This is a genomic window from Micromonospora sp. NPDC047756 (genome assembly GCF_055587245.1).
Map to the genome: position 1 here is coordinate 334360 of NZ_JBVJGQ010000008.1, position 24451 is coordinate 358810.

Below are 24451 nucleotides of genomic sequence, written 5' to 3' on the forward strand. Positions count from 1 at the left end.
CCCGCTGACCAGCGAACAAGGGGCGGGGAGCGCGGCGGGACGGACCGGTTCGGCGTACGGCTGTAGCATCCTGTTCATCCTTCACCCTCTGGACACATAGACTGCCTGCCGATGGACACTCAGGTCGCCGACACGTTGCTGGGCTCGCTGATCGACGGGCGCTACCGCATTCGCGGTCGCGTGGCCCGTGGTGGCATGGCGACCGTATATACCGCCACCGACGAACGCCTAGAGCGCACCGTCGCTGTCAAGATCATTCACCCGACCCAGGCGAGCGATGCACGGGCCCGGATCGCCAACTTCGTAGCCCGGTTCACCGACGAGGCGAAGACCATCGCCCGGCTGACCCACCCGAACGTGGTGGCGGTCTACGACCAGGGCACGCACGCCGGCCTCCCGTACCTGGTGATGGAGTACGTCCGGGGCCGCACGCTGCGTGACGTGCTGGCCGAGCGACGCCGGCTCAACCCGGACGAGGCGCTGGCCATCGCCGAGCAGATGCTCGCCGCGATCGCCGCCGCGCACCGGGCCGGCCTCGTGCACCGCGACGTCAAGCCGGAGAACGTGCTGGTCGCGGAGGCGCCTACCGGTGGCGTCGCCAACCTGGTCGACAGCGTCGTGAAGGTGGCCGACTTCGGCCTGGCCCGGGCGGTCGAGGCGAGCGCCGACGAGGAGCAGGGCAACCAGCTGATGGCCACCGTGGCGTACGTCGCCCCGGAGTTGGTCACCGAGGGCCGCGCGGATCCGCGCACCGACGTCTACTCGGCCGGCATCGTGCTCTTCGAGATGCTCACCGGTCGGGTGCCGTACGACGGTGACCGCCCGGTGGACGTCGCCTGGCAGCACGTCGACCGGGACGTGCCGGCGCCCTCGACGCTGGTGCCGGGCCTGCCGTCGGTCCTCGACGACCTGGTGCAGCGGGCCACCCGCCGCGACCCGGGAGCACGGCCCGCTGACGCTGGCGCGTTGTTGACCGAGGTGCAGGTGGCCCGGGATCGTCTGGGCGACGCCAACAGCCACACCGCGGTGCTCAGCCCGGTCAGTGACGCACCGTCGCTCGCCCAGCCGACCATGATGGTCGCGACGCTCCAGCCGCCCAATCGCCCGTCGTGGGCACGCCTGCCCGAGGGCGCCGGCAGCCAGGGGCCGGGGCGGCGTCGGGCCGCGCCGGAGCCGGCGGAGGGCCTGGGCGCCCGCCTCGCCACGCTGCGCAGCACGCTGCTGAGCAGCCCGCGTGGCCGGCTGGCCGTCGCGGCCGTGGTCGTGACGCTGGGCCTGGTGGCCGCGCTCGGGGGCTGGTGGTTCGGCGTCGGCCGTTACACGGACGCTCCGCAACTGGTGAGCCTGAGCAAGGCCGATGCGCAGGCGCGGGCCGACCGCGCCGGGCTTCTCGTCGCGTACGCCGAGCCACGCTTCGACGAGAAGGCTCCGAAGGACAGCGTGCTGGAGCAGAGCCCAGCCTCCGCCGCCGAGATTCTCAAGGGTGGCACGATCACCCTGACCCTCTCCCTGGGTCCGGAGCGTTTCCCCGTCCCCGACGTGATCGGCAAGGAGTTCGAGCTCGCCGAGGCGGACCTGGTCAACGTGAAGCTGGTGGTGGCCAGGGGCACCCCCCGCTACGACGACAGCCTGCCGGCCGGGGTCGTGGTGGACAGCTCCCCGAAGGTCGGCACCGAGGTCAAACCCGGTGCGAAGGTCACCCTCGTTCTGAGCCGGGGCAGGGCGCCGGTGACGGTGCCGAACCTGGTCGGCAAGAGCCTGACCGACGCCCGGACGACCCTGGCCCAGCTCAACCTGGTGCTGAAGGAGACCTACAAGGAGTCCGACAAGCCGAGGGACGAGATCCTCGGCCAGAGCCCGGCCGACGGCGCCGGTGTGGAGAAGGGCACCGAGGTCAAGCTGGACGTCAGCAAGGGGCCACCGCTGCTCGCCATGCCGCGGGTGATCGACCTGCCGTGCCAGCAGGCCAAGCAGGCGTTGGAGGGTCAGGGCTTCCCGGTGACAATGGCGATCAACCCGAACGCCGTGGTCCGGATCCAGATCCCGGGCGAGAATTCGCAGGTGGCGCCCGGCACCCCGGTCACCCTGACGTGCTTCTGATGCCGACGATCTCCGCGCGGCCGGTGGGCACGCACACTCCGACCTCGGGTGGGCTGGCGAAGGCCGCCCTGCCGTACGCCGACGCGACCGGCGCGCAGGTGGTGCAGGTCTACGTCTCCAACTCGCGAGGCTGGGCACTGCCCGCCGGTGACCCGGTGCAGGACGCGCTGTTCCGCGACGGTTTCGCCGAGCGGGGCGTTCCCACGTTCATCCACGCCGCTCTGCTGGTCAACCTCGGCTCGCCCACTCCGGCCACTGTCGAGAAGTCGGGCCAGACGCTGGCGCACGCGCTGCGTCGGGGCGTGGCGATCGGTGCGCGCGGGGTGGTGTTCCACGCGGGCAGTTCGGTGGACGAGGGTCACGCCGAGGCGGCGATGGGACAGGTCCGCGAGGTGCTGCTGCCGCTGCTCGACTGGGCTGCCGACGCCGGCGGGCCGATGTTGCTGGTCGAGCCGAGCGCCGGCGGTGGCCGCTCACTGGCCTCCCGGGTGGAGCAGCTCGGGCCCTACCTGGACGCGGTGGACGGGCATCCCATGCTCGGGGTCTGCTTCGACACCTGCCACGCCTGGGCGGCCGGCCACGACCTGGCGGCCGAGGGCGGCATGACGGCGACCCTGGACACCCTGGTGGCCACTGTCGGCGCGGACCGGCTGCGGCTGATTCACGCCAACGACTCGAAGGATCTGTGCGGCTCCACCCGGGATCGGCACGAGAACATCGGCAAGGGCAGCATCGGCGAGCCCGCCTTCGCCGAGCTGATGGCGCACCCGGCGACCGCTGGCGTCCCGATCGTGGTGGAGACCCCCAGCGAGAAGCACGTGGGCCACGCCGCCGACATCGCCACCCTCACCCGCCTGTCCCACCCCTGACCCACCCCACCCCACCCCACCCCACCCCGCCCCGACCCCTCCCTCTCCGGCGCACCCACCCCCCGGGTGATCATGAAGTTATTGCCATGACACGCCGATGCGAGTGGCAACAACTTCATGATCACCCGGGGGTCGGAGGGCCCGGGTGAGAGGGTCGCAGGGGCGGGGTTTGTGGGGTGGGGTGGGGTGGGGGTCAGGCTGCGGCGAGGATGCGGGGTAGGGCTGCCAGGGCGCGGTCGATGTCCGCGTCGCTGACGCCCAGGTGGGTGACCAGGCGGGCGGTACGGGGGCCGAGCACCGAGATGAGCACCCCCTCGGCCCGCGCTGCGGCGGCCAGGGCCCGGGCGTCCAGGGTGTGCTTGGTGAGGTCCAGCGCGACCAGGTTGGTACGGACGGTGGTGGCCAGCACACCGAACGGCGCGATCGCCTCGGCGAGCCGGGCCGCCCTCGCATGGTCGTCGGCCAACCGGTCGATGTGCTGCGCCAGCGCGTACCGACCGGCGGCGGCGAGAATGCCGGCCTGGCGCATCCCCCCGCCCATCCGCTTACGGATCAGCCGGCCACGTTCGATCTTGTCAGCGCTGCCCACCAGCAGCGAACCGACCGGCGCGCCGAGGCCCTTGGAGAGGCACACCGACAGCGTGTCGAAGAGCCGGCCGTACTCGATCAGCGGCACCCGGTCGGCGACGTGCGCGTGCCAGATCCGGGCGCCGTCGCAGTGCAGCGCGACGCCCGCCTCGTCAGCCACCCCGCGCAGATCCCGCAGGGTCGCCAGCGGAATCACCCCGCCGCCGCCGCGATTGTGGGTCTGCTCGACGGCGATGGCGCGGGTGGGGACGGCGAAGTAACCGTCCGGCCGGATCATCCCGGCCACCACCTCCGGGTCGATGTCCGCGCCCACCGAGGGCCAGGTCCGCGAGGAGATCCCGCCGTACGCGGCCGCGGCGCCGATCTCGTACGTGACCACGTGCGCGTCGGCGTCACAGAGCAACTCCTCGCCGGGCGAGACCAGCAGTTGCAGAGCGATCTGGTTGGCCATCGAGCCACTCGGGGCGAACAGCGCCGCCTCGTGCCCGAACATCGCGGCGACCTCGGTCTCCAGCGCGTTGACGGTCGGGTCCTCGCCGTAGACGTCGTCACCGACCTCGGCGGCGGCCATCGCCTCCCGCATCCCGGCGGTGGGTCGGGTCACCGTGTCGGACCGCAGGTCCACGAACAGATCAGGCACTGTCATCCTTTCCACAACCGACTGCTGGCTCGCACGCTCGTTCCTCGCGTCGGCCCTGGCCATCCTCCGGCTGCCGGCTGCGGGCTCGCAAGCTCAGCCACGCAGCATTTCGGCTACGAGGAAGGCCAACTCCAACGACTGCTGGGTGTTCAGTCGCGGGTCGCAGGCGGTCTCGTACCGGTCGGGCAGGTCGAGATCCTCGATCCCCTGGGCGCCACCGAGGCACTCGGTGACGTCCTCGCCGGTCAACTCGACGTGCAGGCCGCCGGGGTGGGTGTCCAGCCCCCGGTGCACCTCGAAGTAGCCGAGCACCTCGTCGACGATGCGGTCGAAGTGTCGGGTCTTGTAGCCGTTGGACGACTCGTGCGTGTTGCCGTGCATCGGGTCGCACTGCCAGACCACCTTGGCCCCGGCGGCGGTGACCTTGGCGACGATCGGCGGCAGCGCGTCGCGTACCCGGTGGTTGCCCATCCGACTGATCAGGGTGAGCCGACCGGGGATGTTGTCCGGGTTGAGCTTCTCGCACAACTCGATCGCCTCGTCCGGGGAGGTGGTCGGGCCGAGCTTGACCCCGATCGGGTTGGCGATCCGGGAGATGAAGTCGATGTGCGCCCCGCTGATCTGCCGGGTGCGCTCGCCGATCCACAGGAAGTGCCCGGAGAGCCCGTACGCCCGACGGTCGGAGACCCGGGTGAGCGCGCGGTCGTACTCCAGGGCCAGGGCCTCGTGGGAGCAGTAGAGCGTGACGGTGCGCAGCGCCTCGTCGTCGGTCATGCCGCAGGCCCGGATGAAGGCCAGCGCCCGGTCGATCTCCCGGGCGATGGCCTCGTAACGCTCCCCCGCCGGGGAGTTCTTCACGAAGCCCTTGTTCCAGTCGTGCACGGCGTGCAGGTCGGCGAGCCCGCCGGCGAGGTACGCCCGGAGCATGTTCATCGCCGCCGCCGAGTTCGCGTACGCGCGGATCATGCGCTGCGGGTCGGCGACCCGGGCGGCCGGGTCGGCCTCCAGCGAGTTGATCATGTCGCCGCGGTACGCGGGCAGGCCGCGGGCGTCGGTCGGCAGCGAGCGGGGCTTCGTGTACTGCCCGGCCACCCGGGCGACCTTGACCACCGGCAGGGACGCGCCGTAGGTGAGCACGATCGCCATCTGGAGCAGGGTGCGGGCGTTGGCCAGCAGGTGGCTCTCGGTGTTGTCCACGAACGTCTCGGCGCAGTCACCACCCTGCAGCAGGAACGCCTTGCCCTCGCAGACCAGGGCGAGCTTCTGCCGGAGCTGGTCCACCTCGTAGGGCGCGACGACCGACGGCACTGTGTCGAGGACCTTGCAGACGGCGGCCACGGCAGCCGGGTCGGACCACGGCGGGACCTGCTCGCGGGGCAGTTCCCGCCATCGGTCCAGACCCAGCGCGGCGTCCTCGGCGGAGTCGATCGTCGGTCGGCTGGTCTGCAGGCCCGGGCTGCCCACCGCGGGATGGCTCAGCTGATGCCACTCATGGCGCATGACAGAAAGCGTACGGCGACGGTCGGGGTGGCCGGGCGGCGAGGGGGACGGTTCCGGCAGATGGGAGATCAATCTGCCGGGCGCTGGTCAGGACGCGGGCGAGGGGACCACACCGGTCGGCGTCGGGTTGGCGACCGGTGTGCCGTCCGGCGCCTCCCCGGCGATGCACCAGTCGCTGCCGTCGCGGGTGACGGTGAAGACCAACGGCCGGACGACCGTGCGCTTGCCGACCGCGACCGAGACCGAGACGCGGACCTCCTGCCCGAGCGGACCGGACCGGATGTCCGTGATGGCCGCCTCCGGCACCTGGAAGTGGTCGGCGAAGTCACCGTTGGGGCCGGTGGCACCACGGTCGAAGCCGTCGTGCAGCAGAGCGCAGAGCTGGCTGCGGCCGGCGGCGACGTCCTTGGCCGTCATCGCGTCGAGGTACGCCTGCACCCGCTCACGGGAGCGGGTGGCGGCCTCCTCGGCGGGGGCCCGGGCCGGCTTGGGGGCCGACTTCTCCTCGTCCTTGTCGCCGATCCCGCAGCCGACCAGGGCCACCGGCAGCAGCATCAGCCCGGCAGCGGTCGCCGCCAGCCTGCTCTGTGTCGGGCGCATGATCACCTCCGTCGGCGGTGAGATCGAGACGTGCCGAGCCGCGAGTCTGCCACATCCGGCTGTACGAGCCCAACGGCGGCGGCCCGGTCGACGCGCTGGGCGTCGGCCGGGCCGCTGTGTCACGGGCGGGAAGGGACGGTGCGGGCCCCTTCCCGCCGTGTGGGTGGTGCGTCGGCCCTCGGCTCAGCCGAGACCGCCCTTGATGGCGCCGATGAGCTCGCCGTTGCTCGTGTCACCGGAGAGCTCCCAGAAGAACGCGCCACCGAGGCCCTGGTTGTTCGCGTACGCCATCTTGCCGTTGATGGTCGACGGGGTGTCGTAGCTCCACCAGTTGCTACCGCACTTGGCGTACGCGGTGCCGGCGATCGTGCCGGTGGCCGGGCAGGTGTTCTTCAGGACCTTGTAGTCCTCGATGCCGGCCTCGTAGGTGCCCGGCGCCGCGCCGGTGGCGCTGCCACCCGGAGCGGCCTGGGTGACACCGGTCCAGCCTCGACCGTAGAAGCCGATGCCGAGCAGCAGCTTGTTGGCCGGGACGCCCTTGCTCTTGAGCTTCTGGATCGCCGCGTCGGAGTTGAAGCCCTGCTGCGGGATGCCGGTGTACGAGGTGAGCGGCGAGTGCGGTGCCGTCGGACCCTGGGCCGCGAAGGCGCCGAAGTAGTCGTAGGTCATCGGCATCAGCCAGTTGAGGTTGCCGATGGCACCCGCGTAGTCGGTGGCGTCGATCTTGCCGCCGTTGCTGCCGTCCGCGGTGATGGCGGCGGTGACCAGGGCGCTGGAACCGAACTTCGACCGCAACGCGCTGATCACGTTCTTGAACGCGTTCGGGCCGCTGTTGTCACAGCTCAGACCACAGGCGTTGGGGTACTCCCAGTCGACGTCGATGCCGTCGAAGACGTCCGCCCAGCGCGGGTCCTCGACCAGGTTGTAGCAGCTCTCGGCGAACGCGGCCGGGTTCTGCGCCGCCTGGGTGAAGCCGCCGGACCAGGTCCAGCCACCGAACGACCAGATCACCTTCAGGTGCGGGTTGAGCTGCTTGAGCTTGCGCAGCTGGTTGAAGCTGCCGCGCAGCGGCTGGTCCCACGTGTCGGCGACGCCGTCCACGCTCTCCGCAGCGGTGTACGCCTTCTCGTAGTCGGCGTAGCTGTCACCGATCGAGCAGCGACCGCCGGTGGTGTTGCCGAAGGCGTACAGGATGTGGGTCAGCTTGGCGGCCGAGCCGCTGGTCTGGATGTTCTTGACGTGGTAGTTGCGCCCGTAGACGCCCCACTCGGCGAAGTAGCCGACGATCTTCTTACCGCCCGGGTTCGGCGGGTTGGTGGTCGGCGGCGGCGTGGTGGGCGGAGGGGTGGTGGGCGGCGTCGTCGTCGGCGGGGTGGTGGTCGGCGGAGTGGTGGTCGGCGGGGTCGTTCCGCCGCCGCACGCGGCACCGTTGATGGTGCAGTTCAGCGGAGCCTTGTAGGCGCCGCTGCCGTTGTAGCCCCAGCTGAACGAGGCGCCGGGGGCGATGCCGCCGGCCCAGCTCTTCTTGACCGCGACGTAGTGGTTGCCACTGCTGGTGACGTCGGCGTCCCACGCGCTGCTGATGGTGGTGCCCGACGGCAGGTCGAACTCGATGCGCCAGGTGGTGACGGTGGCGCTGGAGCCGTTGGTGACCGTCACCCTCGTCTCGTGACCGGTCCCCCAGTCCTGCGCCTTGGTGAAGGTGGTGGTGACCGTGCCGGCGCCGAAAGCGGTGGTCACCGGCACCGCTGCGACGGTCACGGCGACCACGGCACCGGCCCAGAGGGCCCGGCGGAGCGATCTTTTCATGAGGCGTCTCCCGAACTGTTAGGAAACTTTCCAAAAGAGATGGTGAGACCGTACTCACACCGTCATCCGTTCGTCAAGATGTGCATGTTTCGATTTCTCCTGGTGCACGGAGTGCGTACGCTGCGCCCACCCCGCCCCGACGCCCGGCCGGCGCGTAGCCTCGGCCCATGACCGTCTTCGACACCCCGATCGACGCCCTCAACGGCGGCCCCGCCGACCTCGCCCGCCACCGCGGCAAGGCATTGCTGGTCGTCAACGTGGCCTCCCGCTGCGGCCTCACCCCGCAGTACGCCGGCCTCCAAGAGCTGGCCGACACCTACGCCGACCGGGGCCTGGTGGTGCTCGGCGTGCCGTGCAACCAGTTCGCCGGGCAGGAGCCGGGCAGCGCCGCCGAGATCAGCGACTTCTGCCAGGTCAACTACGGGGTCACCTTCCCGCTGACGGAGAAGGTCGACGTCAACGGCCCCGACCGGCACCCGCTCTACGCCGCGCTCGTGAACACCCCGGACGCCGACGGGCACACCGGCGACGTGCGCTGGAACTTCGAGAAGTTCCTGGTGGCCCCGGACGGCTCGGTCGCCGCCCGCTTCGCTCCCACGGTCGCGCCCGACTCCGACGACCTGCGGGCAGCCATCGAGAAGACCCTCCCCACCCCCTGAGCCGGGCCTCCTGACTTCGAGATGGCGCGATCACGGTGGGGCCGCTCGTCACCGGAGAGTGGCAGGTCCTCGGAGAGCCGGTCCGCGGTCGGCGTGAGCGCTACGTTGGGCGGGCGGACCCGCGTCGCGACCAGGCATTCGCCGGGCGACGACGATCGCGAGCAGTCCGCGTAGCTACCGGCAGCGGGTGATCCGAATAACCCACCAGTGCGGTCGGGAATGCGTCGTGGGTGGACGAAGTTGGGAACGAGCATGACAACTGTGGGACTGATCGGCAGTGGCAACATCGGCGGCACCGTGGCACGGCTGGCCGTCGACGCCGGCTACGACGTGGTGCTGAGCAACTCGCGGGGCCCGGAAACCCTCACCGACCTGGTGGAGACCCTGGGCGGGCACGCCAGCGCCGGCACGGCGCAGGACGCCGCACAGGTGGGCGACCTGGTGGTGGTCAGTGTGCCGCTGAAGGCGTACCGCGCGGTGCCCGTCGAACCGCTGTCCGGCAAGGTCGTCATCGACACCAACAACTACTACCCGCAGCGCGACGGCACCTTCCCGGAGCTGGATTCGGGCGAGACCACCAGCAGCGAGCTGCTCCAGCGGCACCTGCCGAACTCGCGAGTGGTCAAGGTCTTCAACAACATCTACTTCAAGGGCCTGGCCGCGCTCCCCCGGCCGACCGGCGCGGCCGACCGCAGCGCCCTCGCGATCGCCGGTGACGACGCCGCCGCGAAGGCCGAAGTGAACGCCTTCCTGGACCGGATCGGCTACGACGCGGTGGACGTCGGCCCGCTGGCCGAGGGGTGGCGCTACCAGCCGGACACCCCGGCGTACGGCACGCTCTACTCCGCGAGCCCGACCGACTGGGAGCACCCGGCCCCGGGCGACGCCGCGAAGGTGCGCGCCGCCGTGGCCGCCGCCACCCGCTGAGCAGCGCCCGCCGCCGCCCTGCCAGCGACCGCCTACCTGGTGGCCGTGCGGAGGGCGGCGGCGAGTTCGTCGTCGTAGCTGGCGATCGGCTGCCCGTCCGCGGCGTACGCGACGAGCCGACCGTGGGCCATCGTCGCCGAGCGGAACGAGAAGGTACGCGGACCCGGGTACGCGGCCAGCAGCGGAATGTCCCGGGGTGCTCCACCCGGTGCTGAGTAGTACTCCAGGCGGGTCACCTGCGGGGAGACTACGCCGTTGACCCGCACCTTGGTCTTCTCGGCGCGGGTGCCGAAGGTGACCGGCACGTCGGTCGCGTAGGCGGCGCATTCGGCCGCACCCCGGCAGACGAAGAAGTATCGCGGGTTGACCACGTCGTCGAGGCTGTACGCCTTGAAGGTGGGGTCGGCCCCGGCCGGCAGCGGCTGCACGGCGAAGAAGGCGACCGCCACAGTTGCCGTGACGCCCACCCTCAGCCAGGCACTGCCGGCGGCCGGTCGTCTGCTCGTGCGCCGGGCGGCGACGGCGACACCGCCGAAGCCGACGAGGCACAGGACGCACACCCCGAGGGCGCGGGCGTTCTCGAAGAGGAACTGCACCCCCGGCCGCGTCGAGATCGGGCTGAGCACCGCACCCAACGAGACGACCACGGCGGCGAGCAGCGCCGCGCCGGCGACCCGTTGGGTGACGCCGGACGCGCCGATCAGCAGCATCGCGGCGAGCACCGGCCACACCTGGTGGTGGGTCCAGGACACCGGGGACGCGGCCACTGTGGCGCAGCCGACGAGCACTGCGGCGTGCCCGGGGCAGCCCTGCCGCGTCAACTGCCGGGCCCGGAGCAGCGCCGCCACGCAGATCAGTGCCACCATGCCGGCCCACAGCAGGGGCAGCGCCGTCTCGTCGACGCCGACGCGCAGCAACAGTCCGTGCAGGGACTGATTGCCCAACGAGGACAGATTGCCGATGCGGGAGGTCTGTCGCACGGTCTCGGTCCAGTAGGACCAGCTCTCCCGGGGCAGCACGATCGCGGCGAGCCCCGCGCAGGCCACGAACGCGGCCACCGATCGGCCGGCGTCACGGTAGCGCCCGACGGCCAGGAAGTAGACCACGAACAGCAGCGGGGTGAGCTTGATCGCCGCGGCCACCCCGACCAGCGTCCCGCGCAGTCGGGGTGGGACGACGCCCAGCCCGTCGAGCAGGGCCATCAACACGATGAAGATGCTGACCTGCCCGAAGCGTAGGTTGCTCTGCACCGGCGCGGAGAGCATCAGCACCGTGGCCGCCAGCGCCACGACGAGCGGGCGTCGGGACCGTCGGGTGGTCAGCGCGACACCCACCGACCTGGCGATGGCGACGACCGCCGCGCACGTCGCCACCAGCCAGATCCCCTGGAGCACGCCCTCGCTGAGGGCGGTGATCGGCCACAGCACGAGAGCGGCGAACGGCGGATAGGTGAACGGGCCGCCGTTCTCCGCCACGTACCCGTACAGCGGCTCGCCGGCCTGCAGGTCGGACAGCGCACCGTAGTAGATGTGCAGGTCGGAGAGGCGATCCGGGCGGCGCAGAACGAGCACACAGGACACCAGCGCGACGACGACGAAGGCCGCCCACGCCAGCGCCACCCGGCGATCCCGCATCGCCCGAGAATAGGCGACCGCCGTCATCCCGGTGGGCCCGGTCAGGGCCGGCGCGGGGCTTCGGGCGGGGTCAGGTCATGGGGTCGGGCGACGGCTCTTCCGCGACGCCGGCCGCCCGGTGCGCCAGTTCGGCGCGCAGCCGGTGGAGGTTCGGCGTGACGGCAACCACCGACAGGTGGACCTCCTGCGAGTTCCGCCCGCGCGCCCGGTTCCACACGCCCACCCGACCCCATTCCCAGCGGTCCAGCACCGGCCGGGTCCGATCCCGATCAGCGATGTCGAGGATCAGGCTCGGGCTGATCCGGCCGCGTACCTCGGCTCGGGTCAGGTCGGCCCAGTCGATGTGCACCGTCCCGCCGGCAGGCAGAGTCAGTTCGAGGAAGTCACCGGTCAGCCGAAGTGGCAGCCCACCCTGACGTCGTAGTTGCACGGGGTAGCGGATCGCCGCCCACAGAAGTATCGGCCCGTGCGGAAGCGGGTGGTACCAGGCGTTGCCGAACGCGACCCCGAGCAACGCGAAGGCCGGCAGGACCACAAGGCCCGCGCAGGCCACCCGGGCCAGCACCCGCCAACGGGATCGTCGGAACCAGGTGTCCCCCGCATCGACCTTCGTCACCACCGTTGTTCAGTAGCCACACCGGAGCGGCCGCAAACGCCCTACTTCTGCCGTCGGAAGAACGGGTCTCCCGCGCGGACGCCGACTCGTAGCCTCGGCGAATGGGGACGACGAGCACACCGGCGTACGACGCGCACGCGGACTGGTACGAGGGCTTCATCTCCGGCGGCGGCGACTATCTGCGGCGGGTGCACGCGACGGTGGCGGACCTGCTCGGCGCGGGTGAGGGTCCCTGCCTCGACATCTGCTGCGGTACCGGTGCGCATGCTCGGGTGTCGACGGATCTGGGGTGGACGCCGGTGGGCGTGGACCTGTCTGGCGGGCAGTTGCGGCACGCGCGAGGGCGGCTGCCGGTGGTCCGGGGTGACGCAAGCGCCCTGCCGGTCGCCGACGCGTCGCTGCCGGCCGCGATGTGCGTGCTGGCCAGCACCGACCTGCCCGACTACCCGGCCGTGCTGCGCGAGGTCGCCCGGGTGCTGCGCCCCGGCGGGCGGTTCGTCCACGTGGGTGTGCACCCGTGTTTCGTGGGCGCGTTCGCCGACTGGAGTCACCATCCGCGTGTCGTCGTCGACGCCCGGTACGCCGACCGGTCGCACAGCTTCGACAGTTGGAACGTCACCGGCGTGCGGGTGCGGGTGGGTGCCTGGCACGTCCCCCTCGCCGACCTGGTGAACGCGACAGTGGACGCCGGCCTTCGGCTGGTCCGGGTCGTCGAGGCGGGCCCCGGCGGAGTCCCCGACCTGTTCGGCCTCCTCGCCGTCCGCGAGCGGTAGCGACAGCAACAAAAAGATCGCTGTGGCAACTTGCGTTGCAGTCCTGTTCACGGGACCCTGTTTCCCTGGGTTGCCGCCCGCTCACCGAACGTGCCCCCGGAGGCGACATGCACACGCTTCGTACCGTGCCCCGCCGGCTGCTGGCCGGCTCCGGCGCGCTCCTGCTCGGCACCGCTCTCGCGACCGCCGCCATTCCGGTTCCGGCCAACGCCGGCGCGGACACCGTCGGTTACGTCCGGCTCGCGCACCTGTCTCCGGACACCCCGGCGGTGGACGTCTACCTTGCCGCGCCGGGCGCGGAGAAGCCGCAGGTCTTCCCCGGGGTCGGTTACGGCGTGGTCTCCGACTACCTCGAACTCGCGCCGGGCCGGTACGCGGTGGCCATGCGCGAGGCGGGCGCCCCCGCCAGCGACCCCCCGGTGTTGACCACCGAGGTCGCGGTGACCAGCGGGGACGCCTTCACGGTGGCCGGCGTCGGCCGGCACGCGGACCTCGGCCTGCGGGTGCTCAACGACGATCTCAGCGCCCCCACCCACGGCCGCGCCAAGGTGCGGGTCGTGCAGGCGTCGGTGCGCACCCCGGTGCTCGACGTGGCCGCCGCCAACGGTCCGATGATCGCCGACGGGGTGCAGTTCGCCACCACCACCGACTACCAGCAGGTCGAGCCGGGCAGTTGGCGGCTCAAGCTGACCGGCGCGGGCGGGCCGAGCACCGACGCCGAGGTGCGGCTCACCGGCGGCGCCGTCTACTCGCTGCTGGTGCTCGACGCGAAACAGGGCGGGCTCACCGCCGAGCTGCGCCGCGACGCCGAGGGCGGCACCGTCGTCCCGGCCGGCGGGGTGGACACCGGCGCCGGTGGCACCGCCCGGGCAGGACTCGACGCGTACCCCCTGATGGCCGGCGGTTTGGCCGCGGCGGCCGGCGCGGTGGCCCTGCTGCTCTGGCGTCGGCGGCGGCGCACCACCTGGTGAGCGCCGGGCCGGACCCGTCGATCCGGCGACACCGTGAGCGCCGGACACCGCTGGCCGCGCTGGTCGCGGCCGGCGCGGCGGTCTGCCTGGCCGCCGGCACCGGGGTCGGGCTGGCCACCACCGGCCCGCCACCACCGGCGGCGATCTGGCACCCCGGCTGCGGCGACGACTGTCCGTCGGTGGCCGCCGCGCCCACGCCGGACGGTCCACCCACCCGGGTACGCGTACCGCGCATCGACGTCGACTCACCGCTCACCGTGCTCGGTCTGGACCGCGCGGGCGTGCTGATTCCGCCGACCGACTTCCACACCGCCGGCTGGTACGGCGGCGGTCCGGCCCCGGGCGACACCGGTCCGGCCGTCCTCGCCGGGCACCTGGACTCCCGACGCGGCCCGGCGGTCTTCGCCCGGCTCGGCGAGCTACGGCCCGGCGACCTGGTGGAGGTGTGGCGCGGCGGGCAGCGGTTGCCGTTCCGGGTGACCGGGTCGCTGCGTACCCGCAAGGACCAGTTTCCGACAGCGGTGGTCTACGGGCCGACGCCCGGTGCGGAGCTGCGCCTGGTCACCTGCGGGGGCGACTTCGACCGGCGGCGGGGCCACTACGTCGACAACGTGGTGGTGTTCGCGGTGACCGATGCCCCCGACCCGGTCCTGCCGACCTCCGCGGCGGGCTGAGCCGCCCCGCCTTGATCCACTCGGAATCACGGAAGTCGGGGCATCCGCCGCGCTCGAATACCGCGATTTCCATGAACACGAGTGGATCAAGCGAGTGAGGCGGCAGGGTTCAGAGGGGGCGGCGGCCGGCGAAGCCACACTCGGCCCGGTGGTACCAGCGCACGTCGGAGTCGCCCTCCAGCCAGCACCAGAGCACGGCACGGCCGGCCCGCTCGCCGGGGAAGTCGAGCAGCACCGGGGCGATGCCCTTGACCTGGATGTCGTGCTGGTGCAGCTCGTCGACGACGCCGTGCAACCGAGCTTCCAGTGCCTTGACCTCGGCCAGCCCGCCGAGCGCGCTCATGCCGTGGTCGGCCAGGTCGGCGCGCAATTCGGCCAGGTCGGCCCGGACCCGGATCAACTCGTCGACGCGCGGTTGCAGGGTGGCCACCAGGTGCCGGGCCTGGGCAAGTGTGAACACCGGGCCAGTATGCGGCACGTACGGCCTCACGACGTGACCCGATCGCTCAGTCGGCCTGTGCCGCCAACTCGCGGGCGCGGTCCCGGGCGGCCTCCAGCGCGGCGAGCAACGCCGCGCGTACGCCGTGCTTTTCCAGCTCGCGGATCGCGGAGATGGTGGTGCCGGCCGGTGAGGTGACCGCCTCGCGCAGCTTGACCGGGTGCTCGCCGGAGTCGCGCAGCATCACCGCCGACCCGATCGCGGTCTGCACGATCAACTCGTGCGCCACCTGACGGGGCAGTCCGAGCAGGATTCCGGCGTCGATCATGGCTTCGACGAGGAGGTAGAAGTAGGCCGGGCCGGAACCGGAGAGCGCGGTGACAGCGTCCTGCTGCGATTCGGGCACCCGGATCGTCTGGCCGAGCGGCTTGAACATCTCCTCGGCCAGGGTGAGATGCGCGCCGGTGGCGTGCGCGCCGGCCGAGATCGCGGTCATCGCCTCGTCCACCAGCGCCGGGGTGTTGGTCATCACCCGCACCACCGGGGTGCCCTCGGGCAACCGGCGGCTGAAGAAGCTGGTGGGCAGACCGGCGCAGAGCGAGATGACGAGCTTGTCGGCCGGAACCTTGGGGCCGATCTCGTCGAGGAGCGCGGCGGCGTCCTGCGGCTTGACCGAGACTGCGAGCACGGCGGCCTCGTCCACCGCGGTCAGGTTGTCGACCACTCGTACGCCGTACCGCGCGGTCAGCTCCTGCGCGCGAGCGGGTCGGCGGGCGGTGGCGAGCAGTCGGTCCACGGGCCATCCCGAGCGCAGCAACCCGGAGAGCATCAGCTCACCGATCTTGCCCGCGCCGATCACCGCGACCGTGTGCACTCCGGCTGACATGTCGGCCCGTACCCCCTCTATCGGGTCGCGGCGCGGCGGACCCGCAGGCCCGCCGCGCCGCCGACGATCGATCAGCTGCCGAAGAAGACCTCGGCCTCGGCGTACCGCTCCAGCGGCACGGTCTTCAGCTCGCGGGTGGCCTCGGCGAGGGGCACCCGGACGATGTCGGTGCTCTGCATCGCGACCATCTTGCCCCAGTCGCCGTCGTTGACGGCGTCGATGGCCTGCAGGCCCAGGCGGGTGGCGAGCACCCGGTCGAAGGCGGTCGGGGTGCCGCCGCGCTGAATGTGGCCCAGCACCACGGTGCGGGCCTCCTTGCCGGTCTTGGCCTCCAGCTGCTCGGCGAGCCACTGGCCGATGCCGCCGAGGCGGACGTGGCCGAACGAGTCGAGCTCCTGGTTGGCGAGCACCATCTGACCGTCGAGCGGCTGGGCGCCCTCGGCGACCACGACGATCGGGGCGTACTGGTGCTGGAAGCGCTTCTCGACGTAGCCGGCCACCTGGTCGACGTCGAACTGACGCTCGGGCAGCAGGATCACGTTGGCGCCACCGGCCAGGCCGGCGTGCAGGGCGATCCAGCCGGCGTGCCGGCCCATCACCTCGACGACCAGGGTGCGGTGGTGGCTCTCCGCCGTGGTGTGCAGCCGGTCGATGGCCTCCATCGCGATGTTGACCGCGGTGTCGAAGCCGAAGGTGTAGTCGGTGGCCCCGAGGTCGTTGTCGATCGTCTTCGGCACGCCGACGACCTGCACGCCCAGCTCGTAGAGCTTGGTGGCCACGCCGAGGGTGTCCTCGCCGCCGATCGCGATCAGCGCGTCCACGCCCTGGGCGGCGAGGTTGTCCTTGATCCGCTCGACGCCGTTCTCGATCTTGAACGGGTTGGTCCGGGACGAGCCGAGGATGGTGCCGCCGCGGGGCAGAATGCCGCGAACGTCCGCGATGTCCAGCGGGCGGGACAGACCCTCCAGCGGGCCCTTCCAGCCGTCGCGGAAGCCCACGAACTCGTGACCATAAGTGGCGACGCCCTTGCGGACCACCGCCCGGATGACCGCGTTGAGACCCGGGCAGTCGCCGCCGCCGGTGAGCACGCCGATACGCATGATCCGCTCATCCTCCTGGAGCATCAGGTAAAGCCCGATATGCCCCAGGGTATGTGTCAGGTCAGACCATCGGCGCCGTTGCCGGCCCGGGGCGGGCCGTCACTGCGAACTGTAGTCGGCCCGCCGGTACGACGACAGCGCGCCCCGGGCACCCGGCCCCGGTCAATAGGTCACCTCGTGGTTCTCGCCAGCCTTCGGCGGCCGGCCGGTGACCGCGGCCCTGGCGTAGTCGAGCAGGTTCACCACCGTGCTGTTCGGCGAGTCCCAGTACTCGGCGGAGCTGGCGTGCACCTTGATCAACGTGAGACCGGAGGTGTCCAGCCCGTCGGGGAACCACGCCTTGAGCAGCGGGTTCCACAGCCGCTCGGCCCGGGCCCGGTCGAACCCCTCGGTGGCGGTGCCGGAGATCGACACCCACGCGTTGTTCTTCTGGTCGGAGAAGGCGACGTTGACCTCCGGGTTCACCCGGAGCTGGCGGACCTTGGCCGAGTCGGCGTAGGCGAAGAACCACAGCTCGCCGTCGAACTCGACCTCCTGGAGCCCCATCGGTCGACTCACCTGCCGCCCGTCCAGAGCGGTCGTGGTGAGCATGCAGATCCGCGCGGCCCGGGCCAGCCCGGTGACTCGGGCGCGTGCCTCCGCCGCGCTGCTCGGCTGGTGGCTCATGGCAATCTCCCTCGGCTCGGCTGGTCGAACCGTTGCCCGGGACAGAACCGGTCAAACCTACGGCGGCGCGGCCACCCTCAGCGGGAGGTCATCGCCCGCCAGCGGGCCAGATTGTGCCGGGCATCGACCAGCGCGTCGTGCCGGGCCGCGTCCGCGTCCGGCAGAGGCGGGCGGCCCCGGTCGTCCCAGAGCTGCCGCAGCTCCTTGGTGTAGCGGGGAATCTCCCGGGGCAGCGCCGGCATCGCGCCCCAGAGCTGGGCGAGCACCACGTGGTCGTACGCGGCGAACCACGCCCACAGCTCCAACTGCTCCCCCGGCCGGTCCCGGATCGGCTCCATCAGGAAGTCGTACAGGTCGTCGCGGATGCGCTCACGCGAGCGCCAGGCCCGGTCCGCCGGGGAGGGCAGCTTGTCCAGCACGTTGCGTCGAACCCAGGGCACGGCACGGGAGTCGTCGAACTCGGTGGAGACCGCGTAGAACTCGCGGCCGTACTCGTCGACGACACCGATCGAGACGAGGTCGACGGTCGTGCCGTCCTCGATGAACTCGCAGTCGTAGAAGTAGCGGTAGACCATTCCGGGCATCCTCGCCCACCGCCGCCCGGCCGCGTCGGGCGGGGCCCGTCCGACGGTGGAGCGCACCGCCGCGACACTTCGCGTACGGCGCGTCGCGGACCGTGACGGTCACGGAAGTGCTTCGAGGGGTGTACAGCAAGCGACCGGACCGTCATGATCTGATGTGTACCGCTACCGGACGCCGGATCGGCGTCAGTTCACCTTGTCGGGGCCCATCAGGTTCGCCCGGTGAGCGAGTTGTGGTCCATGACCGGGGGAGGGGTTGGGCCGTGGAGGTTCGCCTGCCGGAGCCGGGTGACGCGCTCACGGGTGTCGAGATGTTCGCCGGGCTGGAGCCCGAGGTGCGGCAGCGCGTCATCGCTGCCGCGGTTCCGCGCACCTACCGCAAGGGCCAACTGCTCTTCGTGGAGAACGACCCCGGCGAGTCCCTGATCGTGCTGCGCCGCGGCGCGGTGGCGGTCTTTCGCACCGCGCCCACCGGCGAGCGGGCCGTGCTGTCGGTTATCCGTCCACCGGACGTGCTCGGTGAGGTCTCCCTGCTCGACGCGTCCACCCGGTCCGCCTCGGCGGAGGCCATCGAGGACTGCGCGGCGCTCGCGCTCTCGCGGGGCGCGTTCATGGAGTTGGTGCACTCCAACCCCCGCATCCTGGACGCGGTGATGCGCTCACTGGGCGGGCTGATCCGCCGGCTCACCGAGCAGAACGCCGACCACGTCTTCCTCGACCTGCCCGGTCGGGTGGCGAAGACGCTGGTGCGGCTGGCGGGCGAAAGCCAGGCACCGATGATCACGATCGAGCTCAACCAGAGCCAACTGGCCGAGATGGCCGGTGGTTCTCGGCAGAGCGTCAACCAGGCGATCGGCTCGTTCGCCAGCCGTGGCTGGCTGCGCACCGAGGGCCGCCGGATCGTGGTGACCGACGTGGCCGCGCTGCGCCGCCGCGCCGGCATGGCCGACCGCTGACCGACCGGCACCTCGCTCAAGCGTCCGATCTGGACAGGCCCCACCCGAATGCACGGCTGCGCCGGCTGCCAGTGGCGGCCGGCGTCACCATGCTCGCGGCTCAGCGCGTGGGGTTCAGCGGGTCGCGCCCGGCCAGCGACCGACTGGTAGCCGGGGCCCGCCCCGAACTGGTTGGTGCATGGTGCCTGTCGGGCCGGGGACGCTACGGCGTAGAGCGGGTGCGGCCGGTGGACCGAGGGCCCGCCGACCGCACCCGGGCGATCACTTCTCCGTGCTGTCGGCCGGCGGCGCACCCGGCCCCGGCCCGATCTTCTTCGGGTCGGTCGGCTTACCAGCCGTGGACGTGCTCGACGAGGTGGTCGTGGTCTCCCCCGACCCGCCCGACTGACCCTCAGGCTCTTCCACCATGCCCTGCTCCTCCAGTTCGGCGAGAGTGACCGCATCGACGTCGATCGTGTCGCCCGGCGCCCAGAGCGTGCCACCCGGATCGGTCCACGAGGCGGACAGTCGTACCTGCACGACACTCTCCCTGACATGAAACTTCCTGGTACGGAACACTAACCCCGACCGATCGATGCCGTTGCCCGTCCGCACGTCGGGTACCCGACTGGCCGACCGGGCGCGATACTGACCTCTTTCGCCCACGGAGCTGAACATCGACCTCAAGTGTGGACACTGCGCACGCGCGGCCGGGCCGGACGACCGCTTCTGCGGCGGGTGTGGCCAGCCGCTGGGTGTCAACTGTGCGCACTGCGGGCACGCCAACAGCACCGAGGTCAACTTCTGCACCGGCTGCGGTCGACCGCTGCGCGACCATGCCGTCGCGGTGCAGGAGGACCGGCGTCAGGTCAGCGTGCTCTTCGTCGACATCGTGGACTTCACCAGCTACGCGGAGCGGGCCGACCCGGAGCAGGCCCGCAGCTTGCAGCAGACCTACTTCGCCACGGTGCGCCGGATCGTGCACCAGTACGGCGGGGTGGTCGAGAAGTACATCGGCGACGCGGCGATGGCGCTGTTCGGCGCGCCGGTGGCCACCGACAACGACGCGTTGCGGTGCGTCCGCGCCGGCCTGGAGCTGCAACGGAGCCTGGCCCGCCAGCCCGCCGGTCCGCAGCCGCCGCTGAGCTTCCGGGTCGGCATCGCGACCGGCGAGGCCCTGGTCGACCTCTCCGCCACCCGCGACGGTGGGCAGGCGTTCGTGACCGGAGACGTGGTCAACACGGCCTCCCGCCTACAGGGGTTCGCCCCGCCGGGCGGCGTCGTGGTCGACGAGAGCACCTGGTCGGCCACCCGACACGAGATGGAGTACGCGGACCAACCACCGGTCACCCTGCGCGGCCGCTCCGCGGTGAGCCGGATCTGGCTGGCCGTCCAGGTGCGACCACACCGGGACCCGCGCGGCGCCGAGCTGACCCCGATGGTGGACCGGGAGCACGAGCGCGGCCTGCTGGTCAACGCGCTGCACCGGATGGTGACCGAACGGACGTCGCAGTTGGTGACGGTGTTCGGCCCGGCCGGGGTAGGCAAGAGCCGGCTGCTGCGCGAGCTGGCCCGGCACGCCGGCAGCCTGCCCGGACCGCCGATCACCTGGCTCGTCGGGCAGTGCCCGCCGTTCGGCGAGAACGTCACCTGGGCCGCCCTGTCGGACATCGTGAAGACCTGGGTGGGCGTGCCGGAGGTCGACGGTCCGACCGCGCTGCGCGAACGGCTACGGTCCCGGCTGGGGCAGCTCGCCGACCCGCACGCGACCCGCCTGGCCGAGGCGCTCGGCCCGCTGATCGGCGTACCCGGTGAACGGCTCACCCCCGGTGAGACCGAGGCCGCCTGGCGGCGGTTCCTGATCACCCTGGCGACCACCAACCCGACCGTGCTGGTCTTCGAGGACATGCACTGGGCGGACCAGCCGATGCTCGCCTTCGTCGAGCAGTTGGGCGCGTCAGCCCGCGGCGTACCGCTGCTGGTCGTGGCGACCGCCCGGCCGGAGCTGCGGGAACGACACCCGGCCTGGACCGGCACGATCAGTGGCGCGATGTCCATCTCGGTGCCGCCGATGCACGACACGGACATCGACACGCTCTACTCGCTGTTGCTCGGGCAGGCGACGCTGCCGTCCAGCTCGCGTACTCCGCTGATCGAGTTCGCCGACGGCAACCCGCTCTACGCCCAGGAGTACGCCCGGATGCTGCTGGACGGCGGCCTGCTCGACGCGGTCGGCGCGACCGCCCACCCCGACCTCGACGGCGGCGCGGAGATGCCCCGCACCGTGCAGGCGGTCATCGCCAATCGGCTCGACCTGCTGGACCCGGCCGACCGGGCGGTGCTCCAGGCCGCCGCCGTGGTCGGCGTGGTGTTCTGGGCCCCACCGGTGGCAATGGCCTTGGGACGGCCGGTGGAGTGGGTGGAGCGCGCGCTGGACCGCCTGCAACGTCGCGACCTGGTGTACGAGCAGAGCACGTCGACGATGCCCGGAAAGTCCGAGTACCGGTTCCGGCACATCCTGGTACGCGACGTCTGCTACCAGCGACTGCCCCGGGCCGAACGGGTGCTGCGCCACCAACGCACCGCCGACTGGATGGCACAGCTCACCGACGGCCGGCAGTACGACCTGGCCGAGGTGCTGGCCAACCATCGCTGGGCGGCGCACCAGATCGCCCGGACGGTCGGGCTGGACACCGCCCCCTACGCCCCGCCGGCGCGGGCCGCGCTGCACCGGGCGGCCCGCCGCGCGTACGAGCTGCACGCGCTGGACACCGCCGCCGCGCTGGTCGGCCGGGCGCTGGCCCTGGACGTCGGGCCGGACCCGGCGCTGGAGCTGTTCGACGCCCAGCTGGCGTTCTATCGGGACGGGGACGCCTTCCTGGTGGCGGGGGGCACGGACATCCTCTCCCGGTTGGCCGCTCGGCTCACCGCGAGCGGCGACCGGACGGGGGCGGCGCGCGCCTGGACGCTGCTGGCCACCGCGGCCTGGAGTCGGGCCGACCGGTCGGCGACCCTGCACTGCCTGGACCAGGCGATCGGCATCTACGGCGACCTGCCGGACAGTCAGGAGAAGGCGGGCGCGCTGCTGGAGCTGGCCCGGGTGCACATGCTCAACGCGGAGACCGAGCCGGCGTGCACCGCGGCGCAGGCGGCGGCGTCCCTCGCCGAGCGGCTCCAGCTGCGCGAGGTCCAGGCCAACGCGCGCATCACCCTGGCCGTGGCGCGCTACCTGGCCGGCTCCGCCGAGGCGTTCCCGGAGCTGGCGGAGGTGACCGAGCACTGCCGGGTGGAGCGGCTGACCAGTCGCCGCCGGGCGGTGCAGAACCTGGCCTGGGCGTTGCAGGAGGAGGGTGACCTGGCCGGCTCGGCCCGGTTGGTCGACGAGCAGCTCACCCTCGACCTGAGCGGCGAGCACAGCCTCGCCACGAACTTCGCCGACCAGTGGGCGCGGTCGTACTACGCGGGTGACTGGACGGCGGCGCTGGCGATGGCGGCGGAGTCGACCCGGCGGCCGACAGCGGAGTGGGATCTGCACATCGTGGCCGTCTCGGGTTGGATGCGCGGTCTGGCCGGAGCCGAGCTGGTCGGCCCCGACGGGCCTGACGACACCATAGGGCCGGACGCACCGGGTGGGGATCTGGTCGAACAGGCGCTGGTCGCGGCGCGGCGTACCGGATTCCACCGGGTGCTGCGCTCCACCCTGGCGCACGCCGCCCTCTGCCGCGCGGCGCAGGGCCGCCGGGACGAGTCGATGGCGCTGCTCACGGAGCTGGACGAGGACTGGCGACGGACCCGGATGATCCCGTTCGCGGAGTGGGTGCCGGCCGTCGGGCACGTCGCCGGGGTGCTCGGCGCGGACGCGGCCCGGCTGGTCCGACAGTTGCTCGACCGGGCGCCCCGGACGACCCCGTGGGCTCACGCGGCCGGTCAGGTCGCCGACGCCACGTTGGCCCGGCACGCCGGGGATCCCTCGACCGCGGCGAACCTGCTGCGCTCGGCGGCGGCGAGCTACGCCCGGATGAACGACGTGACCGACGAGATCATCACGCTGGCGCTGGCCATCGGCCCGCTTGCCGAGACCGACCCACCCTCCGCCGCGGCGACCCGGGCCCGCCTGCACGACTTCGCCAACCGCCACCACGCCCCCGCCCTGCTCCACCTGCCCTGACCGCCGACCGGGGCCGGCGGCGGTCAGGCGGCCAGCGGCGTCGCAACGGGCTGCTTGAGCTTCTGGGCGTAGACGTCCACGTACTCCCGGCCGGAGAGTTCCATCAACTCGTACATGATCTCGTCGGTGACCGCGCGCTCGACGAACCGGTCACCGGCCAGCCCGGCGTAGCGGGAGAAGTCCAGCGGCGCGCCGAACCGGATCCGCACCCGATCGATCTTGGGGATGAGCTTGCCCGGGGGCTGGATCTCGTCGGCGTTGAGCATCGCCACCGGCACCACCACCGCGCCGCTCTCCAGGGCGAGCCGGGCCACCCCGGTCTTGCCCCGGTAGAGCCGTCCGTCCGGGGAGCGGGTGCCCTCGGGGTAGATGCCGGCCACTCCCCCGGCCCGCAGCACCTGCAACTGGGTGTCCAGGGCGGCGCGCGCGGCCTGGCCGCCGGAGCGGTCCACCGGAATCGTGCCGGTGCCGACGAAGAACATCCTGGTCAGCCAGCCCTTGATCCCCTTGCCGGTGAAGTACTCGGCCTTGGCGACGAAGGTGACCTTCCGGGCGGTGATCAACGGCGTGAAGATCGAGTCGGAGAAGGAGAGGTGGTTGCTGGCCAGGATCACCGGACCGGTCGCCGGGACCTTGCCCAGGCCCTCCACCTGCGGGCGGAAGATCAGCTTGAGCAGCGGACCGAGGATGACGTACTTCAGCAGCCAGTAGAGCACCGGCGTCCTTTCCCGTGGTGGGCCCGCGACAGCGCCAGCCGTCGTCGCCGACGAGCCTACGAAGCGAGCGCTCGCACCACAACGGACGATGCCCGCAGCCGAGGCGTCGACCCCGTTGACGTTCACCAGGCGACCGCGTTGACCCCGGTCAGCAGGGCCGCGAGCAGGTAGTCGGGCGAGCGGGCCAGCATCGCCGCCCGCCACAACCGGCTCCGGGGGTTCCACAGACGCTCGGGCAGATACCAGACCAGCAGCATCTTCGCGGCGTGCACGGCCATCATCCAGAAGGGGAAGAAGATCGCCCACTCGCCGACGTCGAACGCCAGGTCCTTGACCTGCTCGTCGGCGAAGACGGACACCGGGACCAGGACGAGCGCCCCGAGGATGAACGTCACCCCGAACAGGACGAACCAGGCGGCCGCCAGGGTGACGTGCCGCAGGCCGAGGTCGGCCAGGTCGTCCCCCGGCAGGCTCGCGTGCTCGATCACCTCGGCGCGGCGCTCCTCGGGCGTCTCGCCGTCGGCGTCGACGACCTTCGCGACGGGACCAGCCAGCCAGCGGGTGATGCCCAGCGCCAGATCCATCTCAACCCCTCAGTGC

The 24451-nt window shown here is 71.8% G+C and carries 23 protein-coding genes; 9 read left to right on the forward strand and 14 right to left on the reverse strand.

Features of this window, described 5'->3' with window-relative positions:
• Positions 1-111 precede the first annotated feature (111 nt).
• Together pknB and ACZ6NZ_RS27185 are read left to right on the forward strand one after the other, a co-directional pair.
• A complete protein-coding gene (gene pknB / locus ACZ6NZ_RS27180) occupies positions 112-2100 on the forward strand; it encodes a Stk1 family PASTA domain-containing Ser/Thr kinase (RefSeq protein ID WP_465860849.1) in 1989 nt (662 codons plus the stop codon).
• On the forward strand, positions 2100-2969 hold the full coding sequence (locus ACZ6NZ_RS27185) for a deoxyribonuclease IV (protein WP_366608800.1): 870 nt from the start codon (positions 2100-2102) through the stop codon (positions 2967-2969). The genes pknB and ACZ6NZ_RS27185 overlap by 1 nt, the downstream gene beginning before the upstream one ends.
• 193 nt (positions 2970-3162) lie before the next feature.
• Here the strand turns inward: ACZ6NZ_RS27185 and ACZ6NZ_RS27190 are convergent, their stop codons facing one another.
• The 4 genes from ACZ6NZ_RS27190 to ACZ6NZ_RS27205 form a co-directional block, all read right to left on the reverse strand.
• A complete protein-coding gene (locus ACZ6NZ_RS27190) occupies positions 3163-4203 on the reverse strand; it encodes a threonine aldolase family protein (RefSeq protein WP_465860850.1) in 1041 nt (346 codons plus the stop codon).
• A gap of 87 nt (positions 4204-4290) precedes the next feature.
• On the reverse strand, positions 4291-5697 hold the full coding sequence (locus ACZ6NZ_RS27195) for a class II 3-deoxy-7-phosphoheptulonate synthase (protein WP_091407607.1): 1407 nt from the start codon (positions 5695-5697) through the stop codon (positions 4291-4293).
• An 87-nt stretch (positions 5698-5784) separates the two neighbouring features.
• Positions 5785-6297 (reverse strand): nuclear transport factor 2 family protein, encoded by a 513-nt coding sequence (locus tag ACZ6NZ_RS27200; protein ID WP_465860851.1) that lies wholly within the window; start codon positions 6295-6297, stop codon positions 5785-5787.
• A gap of 183 nt (positions 6298-6480) precedes the next feature.
• Complete coding sequence (locus ACZ6NZ_RS27205) at positions 6481-8106, reverse strand: glycosyl hydrolase family 18 protein (RefSeq protein ID WP_465860852.1); 1626 nt, start codon at positions 8104-8106, stop codon at positions 6481-6483.
• 167 nt (positions 8107-8273) lie between these two features.
• On the opposite strand from ACZ6NZ_RS27205, the gene ACZ6NZ_RS27210 reads away from it, so the two are divergent.
• Positions 8274-8765: a glutathione peroxidase gene (locus ACZ6NZ_RS27210; RefSeq protein ID WP_465860853.1), complete on the forward strand. Its 492-nt coding sequence runs from the start codon at positions 8274-8276 to the stop codon at positions 8763-8765.
• Between the two features lie 252 nt (positions 8766-9017).
• Complete coding sequence (locus ACZ6NZ_RS27215) at positions 9018-9692, forward strand: NADPH-dependent F420 reductase (protein WP_465860854.1); 675 nt, start codon at positions 9018-9020, stop codon at positions 9690-9692.
• A 32-nt stretch (positions 9693-9724) separates the two neighbouring features.
• On the opposite strand, the gene ACZ6NZ_RS27220 is transcribed toward ACZ6NZ_RS27215, so the two are convergent.
• Together ACZ6NZ_RS27220 and ACZ6NZ_RS27225 are read right to left on the reverse strand one after the other, a co-directional pair.
• On the reverse strand, positions 9725-11326 hold the full coding sequence (locus ACZ6NZ_RS27220) for a glycosyltransferase 87 family protein (protein ID WP_465860855.1): 1602 nt from the start codon (positions 11324-11326) through the stop codon (positions 9725-9727).
• Positions 11327-11396: 70 nt separating this feature from the next.
• Entirely contained in the window at positions 11397-11945 is a 549-nt protein-coding gene (locus tag ACZ6NZ_RS27225) for a hypothetical protein (RefSeq protein WP_465860856.1), read from the reverse strand.
• A gap of 98 nt (positions 11946-12043) precedes the next feature.
• Here ACZ6NZ_RS27225 and ACZ6NZ_RS27230 point away from each other — a divergent pair, with 98 nt between their 5' ends.
• The 3 genes from ACZ6NZ_RS27230 (at position 12044) to ACZ6NZ_RS27240 (ending at position 14360) form a co-directional block, all read left to right on the forward strand.
• Positions 12044-12715, forward strand: coding sequence for a class I SAM-dependent methyltransferase (locus ACZ6NZ_RS27230; protein WP_465860857.1), 672 nt, complete (start codon positions 12044-12046; stop codon positions 12713-12715).
• A gap of 107 nt (positions 12716-12822) precedes the next feature.
• Positions 12823-13686: a DUF4397 domain-containing protein gene (locus ACZ6NZ_RS27235; protein ID WP_465860858.1), complete on the forward strand. Its 864-nt coding sequence runs from the start codon at positions 12823-12825 to the stop codon at positions 13684-13686.
• Entirely contained in the window at positions 13683-14360 is a 678-nt protein-coding gene (locus ACZ6NZ_RS27240) for a class F sortase (RefSeq protein ID WP_465860859.1), read from the forward strand. Before ACZ6NZ_RS27235 ends, ACZ6NZ_RS27240 begins: the two co-directional genes overlap by 4 nt.
• Positions 14361-14469: 109 nt before the next feature.
• Here ACZ6NZ_RS27240 and ACZ6NZ_RS27245 read toward each other — a convergent pair whose 3' ends face one another.
• The 5 genes from ACZ6NZ_RS27245 to ACZ6NZ_RS27265 all read right to left on the reverse strand — a co-directional run bounded on the left by ACZ6NZ_RS27245 (position 14470) and on the right by ACZ6NZ_RS27265 (position 18026).
• A complete protein-coding gene (locus tag ACZ6NZ_RS27245) occupies positions 14470-14820 on the reverse strand; it encodes a DUF2203 domain-containing protein (protein ID WP_366608810.1) in 351 nt (116 codons plus the stop codon).
• A 46-nt stretch (positions 14821-14866) separates the two neighbouring features.
• Positions 14867-15685, reverse strand: a complete 819-nt coding sequence (gene proC, locus ACZ6NZ_RS27250; RefSeq protein ID WP_238667415.1) for a pyrroline-5-carboxylate reductase — start codon at positions 15683-15685, stop codon at positions 14867-14869.
• A 71-nt stretch (positions 15686-15756) separates the two neighbouring features.
• Complete coding sequence (locus tag ACZ6NZ_RS27255) at positions 15757-16785, reverse strand: 6-phosphofructokinase (protein WP_366609031.1); 1029 nt, start codon at positions 16783-16785, stop codon at positions 15757-15759.
• A gap of 162 nt (positions 16786-16947) precedes the next feature.
• Positions 16948-17451, reverse strand: a complete 504-nt coding sequence (locus tag ACZ6NZ_RS27260) for a pyridoxamine 5'-phosphate oxidase family protein (RefSeq protein WP_465860860.1) — start codon at positions 17449-17451, stop codon at positions 16948-16950.
• A 77-nt stretch (positions 17452-17528) separates the two neighbouring features.
• Entirely contained in the window at positions 17529-18026 is a 498-nt protein-coding gene (locus tag ACZ6NZ_RS27265) for a polyadenylate-specific 3'-exoribonuclease AS (protein ID WP_366609032.1), read from the reverse strand.
• Between the two features lie 269 nt (positions 18027-18295).
• Between ACZ6NZ_RS27265 and ACZ6NZ_RS27270 the strand changes: the two genes are divergently transcribed.
• The gene (locus ACZ6NZ_RS27270) at positions 18296-18988 is read left to right on the forward strand and encodes a Crp/Fnr family transcriptional regulator (RefSeq protein WP_091407574.1); all 693 of its coding nucleotides are present in this window, start codon (positions 18296-18298) and stop codon (positions 18986-18988) included.
• A gap of 261 nt (positions 18989-19249) precedes the next feature.
• On the opposite strand, the gene ACZ6NZ_RS27275 is transcribed toward ACZ6NZ_RS27270, so the two are convergent.
• A complete protein-coding gene (locus ACZ6NZ_RS27275) occupies positions 19250-19507 on the reverse strand; it encodes a hypothetical protein (RefSeq protein WP_366608812.1) in 258 nt (85 codons plus the stop codon).
• Positions 19508-19643: 136 nt separating this feature from the next.
• On the opposite strand from ACZ6NZ_RS27275, the gene ACZ6NZ_RS27280 reads away from it, so the two are divergent.
• Positions 19644-23135 carry an AAA family ATPase gene (locus tag ACZ6NZ_RS27280; protein WP_465860914.1) on the forward strand — a complete coding sequence of 1164 codons (3492 nt, stop codon included), beginning with the start codon at positions 19644-19646 and terminating at the stop codon, positions 23133-23135.
• Between the two features lie 23 nt (positions 23136-23158).
• Here ACZ6NZ_RS27280 and ACZ6NZ_RS27285 read toward each other — a convergent pair whose 3' ends face one another.
• Positions 23159-23851, reverse strand: a complete 693-nt coding sequence (locus ACZ6NZ_RS27285; protein ID WP_465860861.1) for a lysophospholipid acyltransferase family protein — start codon at positions 23849-23851, stop codon at positions 23159-23161.
• 122 nt (positions 23852-23973) lie between these two features.
• The gene (locus ACZ6NZ_RS27290) at positions 23974-24435 is read right to left on the reverse strand and encodes a hypothetical protein (RefSeq protein WP_465860862.1); all 462 of its coding nucleotides are present in this window, start codon (positions 24433-24435) and stop codon (positions 23974-23976) included.
• Positions 24436-24451: the final 16 nt, after the last annotated feature.

What these genes read in the sequence shown, in the direction of transcription:
- proC (WP_238667415.1), bottom strand. Translation starts at nt 15,685, where the DNA reads ATGTCAGCCGGAGTGCACACGGTCGCGGTGATCGGCGCGGGCAAGATC.
- ACZ6NZ_RS27215 (WP_465860854.1), top strand. Translation starts at nt 9,018, where the DNA reads ATGACAACTGTGGGACTGATCGGCAGTGGCAACATCGGCGGCACCGTG.
- ACZ6NZ_RS27290 (WP_465860862.1), bottom strand. Translation starts at nt 24,435, where the DNA reads ATGGATCTGGCGCTGGGCATCACCCGCTGGCTGGCTGGTCCCGTCGCG.
- ACZ6NZ_RS27230 (WP_465860857.1), top strand. Translation starts at nt 12,044, where the DNA reads ATGGGGACGACGAGCACACCGGCGTACGACGCGCACGCGGACTGGTAC.
- ACZ6NZ_RS27255 (WP_366609031.1), bottom strand. Translation starts at nt 16,785, where the DNA reads ATGCGTATCGGCGTGCTCACCGGCGGCGGCGACTGCCCGGGTCTCAAC.
- ACZ6NZ_RS27185 (WP_366608800.1), top strand. Translation starts at nt 2,100, where the DNA reads ATGCCGACGATCTCCGCGCGGCCGGTGGGCACGCACACTCCGACCTCG.
- ACZ6NZ_RS27210 (WP_465860853.1), top strand. Translation starts at nt 8,274, where the DNA reads ATGACCGTCTTCGACACCCCGATCGACGCCCTCAACGGCGGCCCCGCC.
- ACZ6NZ_RS27190 (WP_465860850.1), bottom strand. Translation starts at nt 4,203, where the DNA reads ATGACAGTGCCTGATCTGTTCGTGGACCTGCGGTCCGACACGGTGACC.
- ACZ6NZ_RS27195 (WP_091407607.1), bottom strand. Translation starts at nt 5,697, where the DNA reads ATGCGCCATGAGTGGCATCAGCTGAGCCATCCCGCGGTGGGCAGCCCG.
- ACZ6NZ_RS27260 (WP_465860860.1), bottom strand. Translation starts at nt 17,451, where the DNA reads ATGAGCCACCAGCCGAGCAGCGCGGCGGAGGCACGCGCCCGAGTCACC.
- ACZ6NZ_RS27265 (WP_366609032.1), bottom strand. Translation starts at nt 18,026, where the DNA reads ATGGTCTACCGCTACTTCTACGACTGCGAGTTCATCGAGGACGGCACG.
- ACZ6NZ_RS27220 (WP_465860855.1), bottom strand. Translation starts at nt 11,326, where the DNA reads ATGCGGGATCGCCGGGTGGCGCTGGCGTGGGCGGCCTTCGTCGTCGTC.
- ACZ6NZ_RS27205 (WP_465860852.1), bottom strand. Translation starts at nt 8,106, where the DNA reads ATGAAAAGATCGCTCCGCCGGGCCCTCTGGGCCGGTGCCGTGGTCGCC.
- ACZ6NZ_RS27235 (WP_465860858.1), top strand. Translation starts at nt 12,823, where the DNA reads ATGCACACGCTTCGTACCGTGCCCCGCCGGCTGCTGGCCGGCTCCGGC.
- ACZ6NZ_RS27200 (WP_465860851.1), bottom strand. Translation starts at nt 6,297, where the DNA reads ATGCGCCCGACACAGAGCAGGCTGGCGGCGACCGCTGCCGGGCTGATG.
- pknB (WP_465860849.1), top strand. Translation starts at nt 112, where the DNA reads ATGGACACTCAGGTCGCCGACACGTTGCTGGGCTCGCTGATCGACGGG.